The following is a 17,003-nucleotide window of genomic DNA, read 5'->3' as shown; positions in this document are numbered from 1 at the left end:
TTTATTTCTTGCTTAGTTTGTTAATCATATAATCGTAATAGTCCTTGGGCTCAGTGCCCTTGGGGAAATAACTGCCTAACACCGTTCTGGCTTCTTTGGGATTCTTCTCGCAGGCCAACTTTAGATAGTGTAGGAATTCGTCGTCTTTTTTCATGTCCAGACAGCACAGTGCCATATAGGCATAGCCGTCTTTCCAATCGTCGTCCATATATTTGAAGAAACTCTTTAACAGCATATATGATGAACGCAGATATTGATTGTCATAGAGGCTGACGATGATACGCAGCATGACCTTAGGCGAGTTCCCTGAGTCTACAAGCGCTTTTCTAAAAGTGCTTTCGGCCTCTTTCTGTCGTTTATTGGCTAAGTATACATGCCCCCTGATAATCTGTATGTTGATGTGGTCGCAGTCCAGATTGTCGGTCTTGTCGAGATAGTAGATAGCGGTGTCGGGCTGATGTAGTTCACTATAGGCAAACGCTAACTCCTGAAAGATATCCGGCATATATTGTGATTCTGGACTCGCCACCTCTTCCGCCTTCTCCAGAATACTAATCGCATCCTCAAAGCGGCCGAGATTAATCAGACAGGTACCCTGATGTAAGAAACCGAATTCGTCGTTGGGCATCTTCTCAGAGTATTTCTGGAAATAGGAGAGAGCTGTCTCGAAGTTCTCTAAGTTATAAAGGCTATTGGCTTTAGACAAAAGACTTTCTGCATCGTTAGGATCAATGGCGATGGCATATTCGCTGCTGGTGATGGCTGAATTGTAGTCCTCCTGCATGAACTGGACACTGGCTAGTGCGTTCCAATAGCGGGTGGAGTAGGGGTCATGGTCCAGCAGTTCGTTGAAGATACGTTCGCTATCCTTGTATTTGCCTAAACCGAAGAGTGTACGGGCCATCAGCTCCTTGAACTCGTCTGAGTCATCACCTCGTGAGCGGCACATCCATTCGAATGACTTGTCGTGAAGTCCGTATTCTGAGAAAATGTTGGCTACATCATAGACATAGTCCATCAGCTCGTCTGTCATGACCTCCTCCTTCATATACTGCCTATAAAGGGCGTCGGCCTCTTCTTCCTTGCCTTCAGATATCAGAATCTCACCTTTAAGGAATAGCGATTCTAAGGCATCGGCAGCCTGGATACGACTGGCATATTCGCGTGCAGTGTCATAGTCGCGAAGCGTCAAAGCCTCGCGAGCCTTATAGAGTAACGGTCCCACGGCTTGTGGATTGTAGCTTAGGGCCAGGTCGATAGCCGTTTCAGCCTCTTCGGGATGCCCGTTATACTGATAATAGTCAGCGATATCAGCCAAGTCGTCGGCATCCATATAGACAGGATGCCCCGACTTGGCCGACTCTTCGTATTTATTCAGGATTTCACGGAAATCCTCACTATCAAAATATGCAAGTTCGTCTTGTCGCATTTAACTCTTGAGTCCTACGGTCTTGTTGAAGATAGGCTTCTCTGGCGTAGAATCTGCATCAGGTGTGAAGTAGCCGATACGCTGGAACTGCAGGTAGGTGAGAGGCTTCATTGTGGCGGCATAGGGCTCGATGTAACACTCCTTCAGAATGTTCAGTGAGTCAGGATTGATCATCTGCTTCATAGCGGTGACGGCATCGCAGTTTTGTGCTTCACGGATGGCAGCCATCTCGTCACGTGGGTTCTCAACCTTCCACAAACGCTCATAGAGTCGCACCTCTGCTTTTACAGCGTGTTGACAGCTTACCCAATGCAGCGTCTTACCCTTGATCTTGCGGTTAGAGCCAGGCAGACCGCTACGTGACTCGGGATCGTAGGTGCAGTAGATCGTTGTGATGTTGCCGTTCTCGTCCTCGTCGCACGGGTGTTCCTCGTCGCACTTGATGATATAGGCATTCTTAAGACGTACCTCCTTACCGGGAGCCAGTCGCATAAACTTCTTCTCGGCTTCCTTCTGGAAATCATCGCGCTCAATCCAGAGTTCACGGCTGAACTCTATGGTATGTGTACCGTCGGCCTCGTTCTCTGGATTGTTGATGGCCGTCAACTGCTCAATCTGTCCCTCTGGATAATTGGTGATAACTACTTTCACCGGATTCAATACAGCACTGACGCGAATGGCGCGGCTGTTAAGATCATCGCGGACAGCACTCTCCAGAAGAGCCATCTCGTTGAGAGCATCGTAAGTGGTATAGCCAATCTTATCGATAAACTTGATGATACTTTCGGGACTGTAGCCTCTGCGACGGAAACCGCAGATGGTTGGCATGCGGGGATCATCCCATCCGTTCACAAGACCTTCGTTCACCAATGCCAACAGGTTGCGCTTCGACATCAGCGTATAGCTCAGGTTCAACTTGTTGAATTCCGTCTGGCGCGGGCGGTTGTCCTCGATATTATCGGTCTCACCCTTCCATTCTTTCATCCAGGTAACGAACAGATCGTACAAGGGACGATGCTCTACAAACTCCAACGTACACCAGGAATGGGTTACTCCCTCCAGATAGTCGCTCTGGCCGTGGGTGAAGTCGTACATGGGGTAGGCATTCCATTTGTTGCCTGTACGGATATGGGGGATGTTCAGTACGCGGTAGATCAGCGGATCGCGGAAGAGCATGTTGGGATGAGTCATATCAATCTTTGCTCTCAGGACGAGTGTTCCTGGCTCGCACTTGCCGCTGTTCATGAATTCGAAGAGCTTCAGGTTCTCCTCAATAGGACGATTGCGGAAAGGACTGTTGGTTCCTGGACTGGTGGTTGTACCTTTCTGCTGGGCGATGACCTCAGCACTCTGCTCGTCAACATAGGCACGGCCTTGCTGGATGAGCCACACGGCAAAGTCCCACAACTCCTGGAAGTAGTCGCTGGCATAGTAGATGTTGGCCCACTGGAATCCCAGCCACTTGATATCGTGCTCGATGCTCTCGATATATTCCGTATCTTCCTTAATGGGGTTTGTATCGTCGAAGCGGAGGTTACACAATCCACCGTATTTCTTGGCCAGACCGAAGTCGATGGCGATAGCCTTGGCGTGTCCGATGTGTAGATAACCATTGGGCTCTGGTGGGAAACGGGTCTGCATCCTGCCTCCGTTCTTACCTTCTGCCAAGTCGTTGATCACCTTCTGCTCGATGAAGCTGACAGACTTCTTTTCCTCACTCTCATTCAGTATTTTCTCTTCCATATTATACCTTATCTTTTATTTGCGGCTGCAAAATTACGAATTTTTCTCGAAACTCCTGCAAGAACCTTTTTACTTTTTTACCTTTTTGCTTTTTTCCCTTTACTTGATTCCCCGTTCGTTGAGTGCTTTGCTGTATTTGGCGGCATTCTTCAAGTGTTCTGAATAGGTCTTGGCGAAATTATGAGTACCAGAGAAATCCTCTTTAGCACACATGTACAGATAGTCATGATTCACCCTGTTCAGAACAGCATCGATACCTGCCACCGAAGCAATCTTAATGGGACCAGGGGGCAGCCCTATGTTCTGGTAGGTGTTGTAGGGACTGTTATAGGTCAACATATCATGATAGATGCGACGCAGGGCGAAGTCTTGCATGGCAAATTTAATCGTGGGGTCTGCCTGCAGAGGCATACCTGTCTTCAGGCGGTTCAGGTACATACCTGCAATCATGGGCTTTTCTGCATTGTTGGCAGTCTCCTCATCGATGATACTGGCCATTGTACATACTTCGTTGGGGCTTAGTCCGATAGCTTGGGCCTTGGCCTGACGCTCATTATTCCAGAATCGTTGGTGCTCTTTCTGCATACGGTCCATCAGGTGCTCGATGGTGGTGTTCCAATAGACCTCATAGGTGTTGGGCACGAACATACAAGCGATGGTTGTCGTATCATATCCCCAACGCTGGCAGAAATCATTGTCCTTCAGGCAGATGGCCAGTGCCGTACTATCCATCATCAGTTTCTTCCCTAACGCACCGGCCAGTCTGTCTGTCGTGCGACTCTCGGGAATCGTCAGCATGACGGGTTCCTGATGGCCATTCTTCAGGTGACGGTAGATGGTGATGGTGTTCTCGCCGTGTACGATAGCATAGCGGCCTGTACGAATCTTCTCGGCATATCCACCGTGACGGGCCATCGTCTGGAAGGCCATCATGGCGTGGGCATTGGCAATGGGACTCAGTTTCGCACAGACAGAGTCGATGTTGTCGTTATCGTCGATATAGACATACGTCGTCTCTTCTACCTTTGAGAAACTATCCATGAAAAAGTAGTAGCCCAGGAGCAGGATACCTATGAGACAGATAACGATAGGTATCAGGTAAACTTTCTTTTTTAACTTCTTGATCTTCATGATTCTTCTAAAATTGCTGCAAAGTTACGACATTTCTTCGCAAAGTTACAAAATTCTCTTAATTATTCGTGATTTATTCGCAATTATTTGTATCTTTGCATGAAAATATGGCTTATGAAACTGAAGTTTGCTATTAACTATGGCACAAAATGGGGCGAAAACCTCTTTGTGTATATCACCTACCGCAGCCTTGACGGGACAGAGCGCTCGAGTCGGCAGATGATGCTTACCAGCGACGGATGGCAGTGGGAATTGGAAACCTCTGCGCATGAGTCGCGACAGCATCCCCTTGTGTCGTTTTCCTATTATTATCAGGTAGAGGATGCCGATGGCCACGTTCTGCGAAAAGAGTGGACTGCGATACCACGTACCTTTTATTTTGATTCTTCGAAGAACTACGTGATGGCCGATCTATGGCGCGAGGTGCCTCTTCAATATCATCTTTACAGTCAAGCCTATAGGACGATGGCCTTTATGCCTCAAGAGGAGGAGGTAAAGGCCTTGCGGGTGCCGCTCTATCGAAAGACCGTTATCTTCCGCGTCTCTGCCCCTCAGTTGCTGAAGGGACAGTCGTTGGCGGTTATCGGAAACCATCCTGCCTTAGGAAGTTGGAATCCAGCGCGTTATCTGAAGATGGAGCATATAGGCTGTTATGACTGGCTGCTCTCCGTCAATGTCGATGCTGTACTATTGCCCATCGAATATAAATATGTGATTGTTGATGATGCAACCCATGCGTTGCTGACATGGGAGGAGGGTGATAACCGCACTACCGAGGGGCTTCTGCCACCCGACCAGAATGCGGTACCTGATGGAACGGTATTGGTTGCTTATGGTGAAAACCTCAGGGTGAAGGAACGGACTTGGCGTGCTGCCGGTGTGGCTGTACCTGTCTTTTCTTTGCGTACAGACCGTTCTTACGGCGTGGGCGATTTCGGCGATCTGAAACACTTCGTCGATTGGGCTGTAACCACAGGGATGAAGGTCATCCAGATTCTGCCTGTCAACGATACAACGTCCTCTCACAACTGGTGCGACTCCTATCCATATAACATCGTATCAGCCTTCGCGCTCCATCCACATTACATCGATCTTGAGGCTTTGGGCTCGCTTAAGAGTAAGGCGAAGATGACGGCATATCGTCGTCAGCGTCAGGAACTTAACAATCTCAATTATAGTGATTATGAAGCGGTGGATCGTGTGAAGTCCGTCTATGTTCAAGAGATATTTTCAGAACGTGGTCAGCAGACGCTTGACTCCAAAGAGTTCCAGACTTGGTTTGACGATAATAAGGATTGGCTGGAACCTTATGCACTGTGGCTGAAGCAGCCAGTGCAGATGGTTTATTATCTCCAGTATCACCTTCACCTCCAGTTGAAAGCGGCTGCCGATTATGCCCGTTCGAAGGGAGTTATCATTAAAGGTGATGTGCCGATTGGGGTGAATCGGAATAGTGTGGAGACGGCCACTCATCCAGAACTCTTCCATCTCGATGCCCAGACAGGTGCACCTCCAGATGCTTTCTCCCATTATGGTCAGAATTGGGGATTCCCAACTTATGATTGGAGTGAAAAACAAAAATCGAAAGGTGAGAATCTGGTAGACTGGTTCCACCGCAGGCTTCGCTGGATGGCTCAATATTTCGATGCCATTCGTATCGACCACGTGTTGGGCTTCTTCCGTATCTGGGAGATTCCCGAGGATGCTGTCTTTGGTGTTTTGGGTCATTTCTCACCCGCACTGCCGATGACGGTGGAAGAGATAGAATACTTTGGTCTTCCCTTCAGAAAAGCTCTCTTCACCAAGCCCTTCATCAACGACCGTGTGCTCGATCGTCTCTTTGGCATGCATGCACCTTATGTTCGCGAGAACTTCCTTGTTCTTCGTGCCTATGGCCTCTACGACCTGAAGGCAGAATACAACACTCAGAAGAAGATACGCGATGCCTTTGAGGGTAGGGGAGACGAGAACAGTCTCTGGATTCGCGATGGGCTCTATCGCCTCATCAGTAGTGTACTCTTCCTTGAAGATCCCCAACAACCAGAGATGTATCATCCACGTATCGGCGTTCTTCAGGAGCCTGTATTTGAATCACTCTCAGCTGAGGATAAAGATGCCTTCATGCGCCTGTACAACAACTATTACTATCAGCGCCACAACCTCTTCTGGGGCGATCTGGCAATGCATCGTTTGAGTGAGGTGTTTGGTGAGACGCGTATGCTCTGTTGTGCTGAGGATTTGGGAATGTTGCCCGACTGTGTGGCTCCTGTACTCGACAATCTCCGCATCCTTACGCTCGAGATTCAGTCGATGCCCAAGCAGAGCGGCTTTGAGTTTACCCATCTTGATGGTAATCCCTATCGCAGCGTGGCTACTTTCTCTACCCACGATATGTCGCCTCTGCGCCTTTGGTGGGAGGAGAATCCCGAGCGAACCCAACGTTTCTATATCACCATGCTTCAGAAACAGGGACGAGCACCAGAGCATCTGCCGGCTCATCTGGCTGAGGAGATTATCGCACGCCACCTCTATTGTCCCTCGATGCTGTGCATCCTCTCCTTACAAGACTGGCTGGCGATGGATGGGGAACTGCGCTCGAAACATCCACGAGAGGAGCGTATCAACGTGCCCAGCGATGCTTATAACCATTGGAAGTATCGCATGCATCTCACCATCGACGAGCTGCTGAAGGCCGACAAATATAATAATAAGGTGCGTACGATCATTACGAGGAGTAAAAGGTAAAAAAGTAAAAAGGTAAAAGGTGTTTTCGACTTATATATTTGATTTGGATGGGACGCTGTTGGATACGTTAGGTGATCTGGCGGCATCCGTGAACTATGCGTTGCGGACGCATGGTATGCCTGAACACACTATCGACGATGTGCGTCGTTTTGTGGGCAATGGTGTTAGGAAACTGATGGAACGGGCTATTCCCGAAGGCGAAGCCAATCCTCAGTTTGAGGCTACTTTCGCCACCTTTCGCCACTATTACATGCAGCATTCACTCGACACCACACGTCCCTATGAGGGTATCCCTGAGACGTTGGCAGCCCTAAAGGCCAAAGGGTGCCGTCTGGCTGTGGTGAGTAATAAGATGATGGCAGCTACACAGGAACTCTGTCAGCATTTCTTCTCCGATACCATCGAGGTGGCCATCGGTGAGAACGAAGCTGCCGGTATTCGCAAAAAGCCCGCCCCTGATACCGTCATTGCCTCTCTTCGCCAGTTAGGCGTAGAAAAGCAAAACGCCGTCTATGTTGGCGACAGCGATGTGGATATCCAGACGGCAGCGAATGCCGGTCTGCCTTGTATCAGTGTACTATGGGGCTTTCGCGACAAGGACTTCCTGAAAGCAAACGGAGCGAAGACTTTCATCTCCGCTCCGTCAGAACTCTTACAGACTCTGTAATCTCGCAATATACTTGCCGAGAATATCAAATTCCAGATTGACGACCGTTCCCACCTTGATGTCACAGAAGTTCGTGTGCTCAAAGGTGTAGGGGATAATGGCCACCTGGAAAGTATTCGTAGTGGGATTGCAGACCGTCAGGCTGACACCGTTTACCGTTACCGAGCCTTTATCCACCGTGAAGTAGCCTTTCTTCGCCATCTCACGATCCTCGGGATACTCAAATGTGAAGTAAGTACTACCATCGGCATCCTCCATCGCGATACACTTTGCAGTCTCGTCCACATGCCCCTGTACAATATGACCGTCCAATCGTCCGTTCATCAGCATCGAGCGTTCCACATTCACCTTGTCGCCTACCTTTAGCAGACCGAGGTTCGAGCGGTCGAGGGTTTCCTTCATGGCCGTTACCACATAGGTGCCGTCCTTGATTTCCACCACCGTCAGGCACACGCCGTTATGAGCGATGCTCTGGTCAATCTTCAGCTCGTCGACAAACGAGCACTTCAACGTAAAATCAATATTCTCGCGGTCTTTCTTTATCGCTACAACCGTAGCAAACTCTTCAACTATTCCAGAAAACATATCGATATAAAATTGTTTTAATAAAAAAAGCGGGTTCGTGCCGATGATTTGGTGAAAACTCCTGTTTCACACGATGTGGGTGCTCCCTGCTGTTGTAATCCACCGGCATTACTGCTCTCCCGTGGGGATGACTGTGGCCCGCCATTGGCAAGGGAAACGATCCCGGTTTGTTTTTGTTAATGTAGAGTATCCCGATCTATGCGGCACGACCCGTATTATCGTTCTCTTATTCTTTTCTGTTTGCAAAGATACGGCTATTTCTTGAATCAGCCAAACCTTTTAGCATTTTTTATTGTTCTTCTTCTCCCAATTTGTCTACGTCGATAATCTCATAACTGTCTTCATCGTCGCCCTTGTCGGACTTCTTCTCTACAGGGAATTCAATCTTCCGCTTGAATTCCTTGTTGAACTTATAAACGAAGAAGGCTGTCAACAGCAACAACATGATGCCTAGCACCCACTTGAATAAAGGTCCTAACGGTAGGGCGCTCCTCACATCTACCTCGATGCTTCGGATATCATATTTGTCGGGCGACTCCAACAGGAATGCCTTAACTTTAAAAACGTAGGTGCCTGAGGGCACGTCGAAATAGGTGGCAGTCCGGTCCTTCTCTGCATTGCGCCAGTCTTTGTCGTAGCCCTCAAGCATATATTGATAATGTACGCGATGCTGCAACTGGTAGTTCATCGCTGCAAAGCGGAAACCGAAATTGCTGGCTTCAGAGGGAACTCTCACATGCGTGCTGCCCGGTACGTAGTAGTCTATCTTGCTGCCCAGACGGGGACTCTGCCATTCGTCGCTCAACAGGAATCCTGTAATCTGCAGCTTCAGTAGAGCTCCGTCCGAAGCCATCAGCTTCTGGCGGTCCACCTCATAATATCCGTCGAGTGTACCGAAGAGGATATTGCCGTTGCCGGTCATGATGGCACCGCCTTCTGAGATACGTGTATCGTCGAGACCGTCGAGTTCTGCGAAGGATGTGAAGATGTGCTTCTCGGCATTAAACGAGCAGATGATATGTTCGGCGGCAAACCAAGTGTTACCCTTCTCGTCAAAGGTGATGCTGCGAATCTCTTCTGACGGCAGTCCGTTGCCTGCATCGAAGATGTGCATCTCCCAGCGGCCGTTCTTATCCTTATTGTGTGTGTGGGCGATGCCGCCACCGTTGGTGCCTACCCACATCGACCCCTTGTTGTCGCGACGGATACAGATGATGTCGATGCTCAGGGGTGCAGAACCTGTTTCTGTCGACATCTCCAGTTCTTTTACCACGACCTTCTTGTTTTCATACGAGAGTTCAAGAATACCGTCGGTGGTACCTGCCCACACTTTACCGTCTGGGTCGGCCTCGATGGTTCTCACCTTTTGGTAGGCTCTTTCTGGATAGTCTGCCATACCGCGCAGGGGATGCAGGAACGCATCCTTCGCCATGTTCTCCTTTGTCAGCAGATTCACGCCGCCGCCATAGGTGGCGATCCAAATGTTACCATCCTTATCCTCCACAGCCTCATAGGCGGCACTGCTGCTCATGCTCATGGGGTTACCATCCTCGTGGCGATAGTTCTTCAGCGTCCATCCACTGCCGTTGGGCATCATCTTATAGACACCGTTATCCTTCGAACAGATCCAGTAGTTCCCCTGCGAGTCTTTCGAGATACCGTAGAGGCGTCCTAAGGGGTCGCCTTTTGAGTCGTGGGTGATGACGCTCTTCTGACCGTTGTCGTGGTAGAGGAACAGGCTACTGCGCTTGTTGCCTAAGAGCAGCAGCTTACGTTCTTTGTCGTAGTACATCGCTCGAATCTCGTTCTCCTCCGTAGAGGTGGCATTGGGGATGGGTTTCCTGCGTACAATGTTATTCTTCTGCAACTCCAACTTGTCGAGTCCGCGGCTGCTCGTCGATTCCCACACCACACCTTCAGGCATCTCTAACGAGGCGTAGACGGTGTTCGAGATGCTCCATGATTCCATGGGGTCGTTATAGAAGTGCTCCACGCAGTCGGCCTCGCGGTTGTAGTAGCCGTAGCCGCCGTTGTTCATCAGAATCCAAACGCGGTCGTTCACCTCATTGAACTCACCGCCGCGACCGTCTCTTTCTGGCACGGGCACAAACTGCTGGAAGTGCTTTTCTTTGCCCGTCTCGATGTTCAGATACGAGGCACCCATCTGGTCGTCGCAGAACCACAGCAGACCGTGACTGTCGAAGAACATGTTGAACACCGTCTTTCCAGTGGGTTTCCTGATTTGCTGGATTTTTGTGGGGAAGGTGATCCTGTAGATGGCACCTTGTTTAGTGGCGGCATAGAGGGAATAGGCGTTGACGCATAGGGCTGTCACCTCTTCATGAGTTAGTATTGATAATGTGTCGAGGGCCATCGTCTTGCGGATGCCGCGATAGATCCCCTGGGTCGTACCCAGCCACACATCGTCATCAACGCCCTCGGCCATACATCCAATCTTCATGCCGTGGGTGTCGACCAACGTGGACTTCAGTCCGTCGTTAGGGTCGAGATGTGCCACATAGAGACCCACGTCGCGGATGTTCAACAGCACCTCACCCTTTGAGGTGGTCAGGATTCTACTGCCCAGAAGGAACTCCTCGTAACCAACCTTCCCCTCGAAGGGGTTGATAATCTTATCGGTATGGCGGTTGAGCACAAACACACGATTGTCGTACATGTGCATCCAAATGTTCTGGAACTGGTCGATACGGATGTCGAGCAGGCGGTTGTGCAGATGTTTTACGCCGCTGCCGCTACCCATGCGGTAGTTGTAGAACTCGTAGCCGTCATAGCGTGAGAGACCGTTCCAGGTGGCAATCCAGAGGTAACCGTAATCATCCTGTCTTATCGCGGAGATGGCATTGCTGCAGAGGCCGTCCTTGGTGGAGAGGTGGGTGTGGATAGCCCGCAGCGGCTGGGCGCCTGCTGTGAGCGGTAGCAGGAGCAGCCATAGCATAAGCAGCTGTTGTATATGTCTGAAACTCTTATTCATAAGGTAATAGTCTGTTATCATATTACTCTGCAAAATTATAAAAAAAAAATGTAATAACCAAATTATTTCGCGAAAATTTCTTATCTTTGCGGCATAAATGAGAATAAAAAGAAATTCATGCCTTATGGAGAAGCAAATATGTATCTTAGCGGGCGCAAGACCCAACTTTGTCAAGGTGTCGCCACTCGTCCGGGCCATCGCCCGCCGCGACGACGCACAGTGCCTACTCGTCTATGCCGGCACAGAGGATGACCCCACGCTCGAAGCCTCGCTCTTCGACGATCTCCAGATGTCGCGACCACAATATTATCTAGGTGTTTCGTCTACCAGTCTGAATGAGATTACTAGTCAGGTGATGGCTGCCTTCGACCGCTTCCTCGATGATCATCCCGTCGATGTGGTGATCGTCGTCGACGACCTTGCCTCCACGATGGCGGCAGCTATCGTCACCAAAAAACGGGGAATCCGTCTGGCCCATCTCGTCGCAGGCACACGTTCCTTTAATATTAACATGCCAAAGGAAATCAACCGTCTCGTGATTGATGCCCTCAGCGACTATCTCTTCACGGCAGGTGTGCGCTCTACGGGCATTGCTAACCGCGAGCAGTCCAGTGACTCGCAGACCTATATGGTGGGCAATATCCTCATGGATACGTTGCGCTTCAACTACAACCGTTTTAAGAGACCCGCATCGCTGCCAGATATCCGTGAAGGTGAGTACATCGTCTTCACCCTCAACCGTAAGGCCCTCATCGCAAATCAAGCCAATCTCCAGCGTATGCTTCAGGCGATGGTTGAGGCCTCAGGCAATGTCCCCATCATCGCTCCCCTTCGTGGTGAAGCGCGTAAGGTGGTGGAGACTATGGGATTACCAATCGAGGTGGTCGATCCACTCGGCTATCTGGAGTTTGGCTGGCTCACGGCCCACGCCAAGGGCATCATCACCGATTCGGGTAACGTGTCGGAAGAAGCCACGTTCAACAGTGTTCCCTGTATCACGCTGAACAATTATACGGAACATCAGGAGACGGTGACTGTGGGTTCCAACGTACTTGTGGGGGAGGATGCCGAAAAGCTGCATACTGCCGTCGCTCAGATGGTGTCGGGTGAATGGAAAAAGTGCGCCCTTCCCGATCGTTGGGATGGACGCACAGCAGACAGGATCCTACAAATCCTTGTTTAGTAATTCTCGGCTTTTACCTGGAAGTAAGCTTGTGGATGGTTGCAAACGGGGCACTCCTCGGGGGCCTTCTTGCCGATGACGATATGGCCGCAGTTCGAGCATTGCCAGATGACGTCACCATCCTTCGAGAACACACGCTCCTTCTTGATGTTGTCGAGCAGCTTACGATAGCGGGCCTCGTGCTCCTTCTCGATCTTAGCCACACCCTCAAACTTCTCGGCAATCTCGTCGAAACCTTCTTCACGAGCCTCCTGAGCCATGCGGGCATACATATCGGTCCACTCGAAGTTCTCGCCGTTGGCAGCTGCCTCTAAGTTCTCGGGTGTACTCTTGATGCTACCGCCCTCCAACAACTTGAACCACATCTTGGCGTGCTCCTTCTCGTTATTGGCCGTCTCCTCAAAGATGGCTGCAATCTGCACGTAGCCGTCCTTCTTGGCCTTCGAAGCCCAGTAGCTGTACTTGTTACGTGCCTGACTCTCGCCTGCAAATGCTTCCTGCAGGTTTTTCTCTGTCTTTGTTCCTTTCAGTTCTTTCATCATCTTTATTTGTTTAGTTTGTTGAATAATGATTCGTTATAATGGGATCCACATCCAGAATGTGCAGCCTTTGCCGATACCTTCCGACATGAGGCCGATGTCGCCGTGACAGGCATCTGCGAAGGCCTTACAGATGGCCAGTCCCAGTCCTGTTCCTTGGATATAATCATTGACTTTATAGAACCGCTCGAAGATCTTGGGCTGATTCTCCAGAGGGATACCGTCGCCGGTATCCTCACAGTAGAGGTATAGGCCTTCATGCTGTTTGCCGCCCATTGCCCTGGTCTCCAGATGGTAGCCCAGCTTGATATGTCCCTGATGGGTATACTTCACGGCATTGGTGAGGAAGTTGGTGATGACCTGCGTCAACCTGCTGGCATCAACCTTGATCGTCAGGGTGGGATAGGGGTTGTCTTTCAAGAAGTCCACACCAATTTCCTGCACTCTGGGTCGCAGCGTCTCAAACAGCTCGTTGAATGTCTTGGCGAAGTCCACCTCTACGGGCTTGATGCTCACTTCTCCTGTCTCCAGCGATGAGGCTGTGAGGATATCGTCGATCAGGCGCAGCAGCATGTCGCAGTTGTTCTTGATAATCTGGATAACCTCCTTTTTCTCCTCCGACGATGTCAGCGACGACAGCACCTCCGAGAAGCCCACAATCGCATTGATAGGTGTCCGGATCTCGTGGCTCATATTGGCCAGGAAGAGACTCTTCAGCTGTCCCGACTCCTTGGCGCGCTGGGTCTCGCTGCGCAACAGGTCCTGCTTGCGCATCAGGTCGGATATGTTGCGCCATACGCCAAAGGCTCCCAACAGGTGTCCGTTTTTATCGTATTCGGGAATACAGTTGATCTGCACCCATTGCTTTTCGGTAGAGCTCTGTGTCACCATGGGATGCATCTGCCCGATATATATGAGTGGTTTCTTCAGGGCTTCTGAGGGGTTCGACAGAGCCTTCACAAAGTCCTCCTCCTGATTGACGAAGATTTTCTGCACTTGAGTCAGGTTGAACGAACGCGCTACAGTGTTCAGACCATTATAAAACTCTAAGGTCTCGCGCTCCAGACTGATGCGCCAGGTCTGCATCTTCGAAGCCTCGAGCATATAGCGCAACTCGGCCTCGTAGTTCTTGATGGCCTCGTTCATCTTCTTCATCCTGGCATCGTTCTCCATCACTTTCAGGTACATGTTGCGCTCCTCTGTCACGTCGTTAGCCGTTACAGAGATGTATATCAGCTGTCCGTTCTCGTCGTAGATGGGGTGTACGCTGATTTCTAGATACACGTGCATGTTCCTCTCGGGAATGATACTCAGCGAACAGGCCCAGTAGTCCTCGGGATGATCGCGGTCCAGCACCTCGTTGAACGGCGATATCTCAAACAGGTTCAACTTTGAGAAGAACTCATCGCCCGTATCGCTGTCGAAGTTACAGATGCGGCGCATGATGCGGTTGGCATCCACCAGCCTGCCCTCTGGGGTATAGAACGACATACCGATGATGGAGTTCTCGAAGATCGACCTGTATCTCTCCGACAACTGCTCAACCTCCCGTTCCTTCCGTTTCGGCTCCGTCTCGTCAGTAATGGTGGCGATGATGCTCACGGGCTTGTCGTCTTCATATTCGGCAATGGCCACAAGGTGATAGCTGTGCCAGTCTGGCTCGCCCTTGCCGGTATAGTTGAAGTTCCATCGGTAATGGCATTCGGCTTCCATATCGGTGCCGTCACTCAGGCGCTTGATGAGATTACGAAACTTATCGCAGTCGTCTGGATGGACATAAGTATAACACACCTCTATGCCCACATTATTGCCAAACAACGACTTTCCGTGAATGTCGTACACACGGTTCTCGCGTATGTCAAAACACATCACGTGGTTGCCGCTGATGTCGAGCGCCATCGTCATGGCCTCCTGCTCGTCAAACATATTCTTCGTACTCATACCTCTGTTCTTTTCTTTTCAATGACTGAGGCCGTACAGGGTATCGATACCCATGTACTTGTGCCTTTGGCATATTCCGACTGAATCTCGATGTTGCCACCCATCTGGTGCGCCAGCAGCTGCACGATCGGCAGGTCGAGTCCCGAACCGATCAGTCCACCTCTTATGTTGCGTGTAAAGTGATCGAAGACGTGGGGCATGACCTCGGGTGCGAATCCTATGCCCGTATCGTCGAAACGGACGGTCAGCTCACCGCGATGATATTCGTAGCTGATACTGATCGAGCCTTGGGTGGTCATCAGACACGACAAGTTGCACAGGCGCTGGATAATTATCTCCAGATGATTGGTGTCGATGTCAACCACCAGCTTGTTGTAGGGCTGTACGATGACGGGCTTTACGCCTTGATTGATGGTTGAAAGGCCGTTCAGGCAAATCTCCTCAAATCTCGTGGAGAAATCCACAGTCTCTGTCTTGTATTCCTCCATATTGGCCTCCAGGCGCGAGATATATAGGATGTCGTTCACGAGCAGCAACAGCTCACTGGTGCTGTGCTTGATCTGTTCCATGAAGAAGGGCTCGTCGCTCTCCTCATGATGGCTCGTGAAGAGTCCTGCGTAGCCGATGATGTTGTTCAGTGGCGTTCGTATCTCGTAGCTCATATTCGTCAGGAAAGCCTGCTTCAGCACCTCTGTCTCCTGTGCCTTCTTGGTCTCTATGGCCAGCCTCTGCTCTGTCTCCACCATGTCGGTGATATCGCGGTAGGTGCCGAAATAGCGCTCCACCTCGCCCTGGGCATTCAGCATGGGTACCATGTTGAACAACAGCCATATCTGTCTTCCCTTCTTGTCGCGTATCTCTATCTCTATCGCCTGCACAATGCCGCGTTTCGTCAGGTGGTCCATCCTGTTAAGCGCACTGTTCACCGTACGGCGGAATCGCATTGTAGCCAGGCGGATGCAGCGCAGCTGCGACATGTGGAGCCGCTTGTGGGTCTCTCTGTTGATGAGTTCGAAGGTATAGGATTTGGGGTAATAGTTCACCAGCTGCACGCCGCTCACGCTCAGGGCGTAGTCGATGTTGGCGATATACTCTTTGATGCTGTCCGTTCCCTGCTGCAGCTTCTTCACACCCGCCTGCTGGCGATGGTAAGAGTTCACCATCTCCGTAATGTCGCGCCCCGACATATAGACGCCCTCCAGCTCACCCTGCTCGTTGCGGATGGGGTTGATGGTCGACTCGTAGTACATCTTGCCCGTCAGCTGGAACTCATCAAGCCGGTATTTCTTTTCCACAAATTTTGTGAAGTTGATGATACTGCCCGTCAGCGTATTCGTCATCTGCTCCAGCGGTATCTGACTGTAGAAGGGGTTGTTCTCCAACAAGAAGCTGCCGTCGAGCACCTGTTCGCGGCTCTTTACGTTAAAGGCTGCACAGGCGCGCTCGTTGATGTCGCTCAGCACACCATTTTTATCGTAATACAGCATGTCGAGCATCGACGAGTTGAAGATGGTGTGGTAGCGCAGGAGCAACTGCCTGGTCTTCTCCTGTCGACGATACTCTTCTGTCACATCGTGCTGGATACCCATCAGCGAGGTGGGAAGCCCGTTGTCGCCTCGGCTGACAACTGAGATGGATACCTCATAATGGTTGCATTCCGACTCCTTTTTCGCACTGCTGCGTAGGGTCGCCTTTGCGGAGTCTTGTTTACCGTCGCAGATGTCAAAGATGATGCTGCGCATCTTCTCAAGGTCCTCGCGGTAAAACTGCTTGGCAAATTCCGAGGGGTTATATTCGCGTTCGTAGTCGCCTGCTTCCGACAAGTAGCAATAGTGGCGCGTGGCTGGGTAATAAAACCATATCCTCAGTCGGCCTGTTCTCAAGATCAGTGCCAACCGCGCTTTTTGCTTTTTACTGTCCGTATCTGTTGCCATAGGTCAGATGATTGTCTATTTAGTAAAAAATCCGTTAGATAGTTATTTGTGTGGCAAAGATACGAAGAAAAATTGGAACGTGCAAATATTTTAGGGAAAAGTTTGGAAGTTTCA

Annotated in this window: 11 protein-coding genes; 3 read left to right on the top strand and 8 right to left on the bottom strand. The window is 50.4% G+C overall.

What is annotated here, in order from left to right; genetic code table 11:
• Window position 1 precedes the first annotated feature (1 nt).
• The 3 genes from BMY16_RS04345 to mltG all read right to left on the bottom strand — a co-directional run bounded on the left by BMY16_RS04345 (window position 2) and on the right by mltG (window position 4,297).
• Window positions 2-1,429: a tetratricopeptide repeat protein gene (locus BMY16_RS04345; protein ID WP_091840343.1), complete on the bottom strand. Its 1,428-nt coding sequence runs from the start codon at window positions 1,427-1,429 to the stop codon at window positions 2-4.
• Window positions 1,430-3,172 carry a glutamine--tRNA ligase/YqeY domain fusion protein gene (locus BMY16_RS04340; protein ID WP_091840342.1) on the bottom strand — a complete coding sequence of 581 codons (1,743 nt, stop codon included), beginning with the start codon at window positions 3,170-3,172 and terminating at the stop codon, window positions 1,430-1,432.
• Window positions 3,173-3,271: 99 nt separating this feature from the next.
• Window positions 3,272-4,297: an endolytic transglycosylase MltG gene (gene mltG, locus BMY16_RS04335; RefSeq protein WP_091840551.1), complete on the bottom strand. Its 1,026-nt coding sequence runs from the start codon at window positions 4,295-4,297 to the stop codon at window positions 3,272-3,274.
• Between the two features lie 120 nt (window positions 4,298-4,417).
• Between mltG and BMY16_RS04330 the strand changes: the two genes are divergently transcribed.
• Both BMY16_RS04330 and BMY16_RS04325 read left to right on the top strand, forming a co-directional pair.
• Window positions 4,418-7,048, top strand: a complete 2,631-nt coding sequence (locus BMY16_RS04330; RefSeq protein ID WP_091840340.1) for a 4-alpha-glucanotransferase — start codon at window positions 4,418-4,420, stop codon at window positions 7,046-7,048.
• Window positions 7,049-7,067: 19 nt separating this feature from the next.
• Window positions 7,068-7,715: an HAD family hydrolase gene (locus BMY16_RS04325; RefSeq protein WP_091840339.1), complete on the top strand. Its 648-nt coding sequence runs from the start codon at window positions 7,068-7,070 to the stop codon at window positions 7,713-7,715.
• On the opposite strand, the gene BMY16_RS04320 is transcribed toward BMY16_RS04325, so the two are convergent.
• On the bottom strand, window positions 7,701-8,300 hold the full coding sequence (locus tag BMY16_RS04320; RefSeq protein ID WP_091840337.1) for a riboflavin synthase: 600 nt from the start codon (window positions 8,298-8,300) through the stop codon (window positions 7,701-7,703). The genes BMY16_RS04325 and BMY16_RS04320 overlap by 15 nt on opposite strands.
• Window positions 8,301-8,589: 289 nt before the next feature.
• On the bottom strand, window positions 8,590-11,292 hold the full coding sequence (locus tag BMY16_RS04315) for a ligand-binding sensor domain-containing protein (RefSeq protein WP_170835996.1): 2,703 nt from the start codon (window positions 11,290-11,292) through the stop codon (window positions 8,590-8,592).
• Between the two features lie 124 nt (window positions 11,293-11,416).
• Between BMY16_RS04315 and BMY16_RS04310 the strand changes: the two genes are divergently transcribed.
• Window positions 11,417-12,475 (top strand): UDP-N-acetyl glucosamine 2-epimerase, encoded by a 1,059-nt coding sequence (locus BMY16_RS04310; protein ID WP_091840550.1) that lies wholly within the window; start codon window positions 11,417-11,419, stop codon window positions 12,473-12,475.
• On the opposite strand, the gene rbr is transcribed toward BMY16_RS04310, so the two are convergent.
• From rbr to BMY16_RS04295, 3 genes are read right to left on the bottom strand one after another with little or no spacing between them, the layout of a single operon-like run.
• Window positions 12,472-13,014, bottom strand: coding sequence for a rubrerythrin (gene rbr, locus BMY16_RS04305; protein ID WP_091840548.1), 543 nt, complete (start codon window positions 13,012-13,014; stop codon window positions 12,472-12,474). The genes BMY16_RS04310 and rbr overlap by 4 nt on opposite strands.
• 36 nt (window positions 13,015-13,050) lie before the next feature.
• The gene (locus BMY16_RS04300) at window positions 13,051-14,955 is read right to left on the bottom strand and encodes a sensor histidine kinase (protein ID WP_091840334.1); all 1,905 of its coding nucleotides are present in this window, start codon (window positions 14,953-14,955) and stop codon (window positions 13,051-13,053) included.
• Window positions 14,952-16,889, bottom strand: coding sequence for a PAS domain-containing sensor histidine kinase (locus BMY16_RS04295; RefSeq protein WP_091840333.1), 1,938 nt, complete (start codon window positions 16,887-16,889; stop codon window positions 14,952-14,954). The genes BMY16_RS04300 and BMY16_RS04295 overlap by 4 nt, the downstream gene beginning before the upstream one ends.
• Window positions 16,890-17,003: the final 114 nt, after the last annotated feature.

The sequence above is a fragment of the Prevotella sp. ne3005 genome (genome assembly GCF_900110085.1).
Lineage (GTDB): Bacteria > Bacteroidota > Bacteroidia > Bacteroidales > Bacteroidaceae > Prevotella.
The sequence above is the reverse complement of the archived record's forward strand: the minus strand, read 5'-3'. Positions and strand labels throughout refer to the sequence as shown.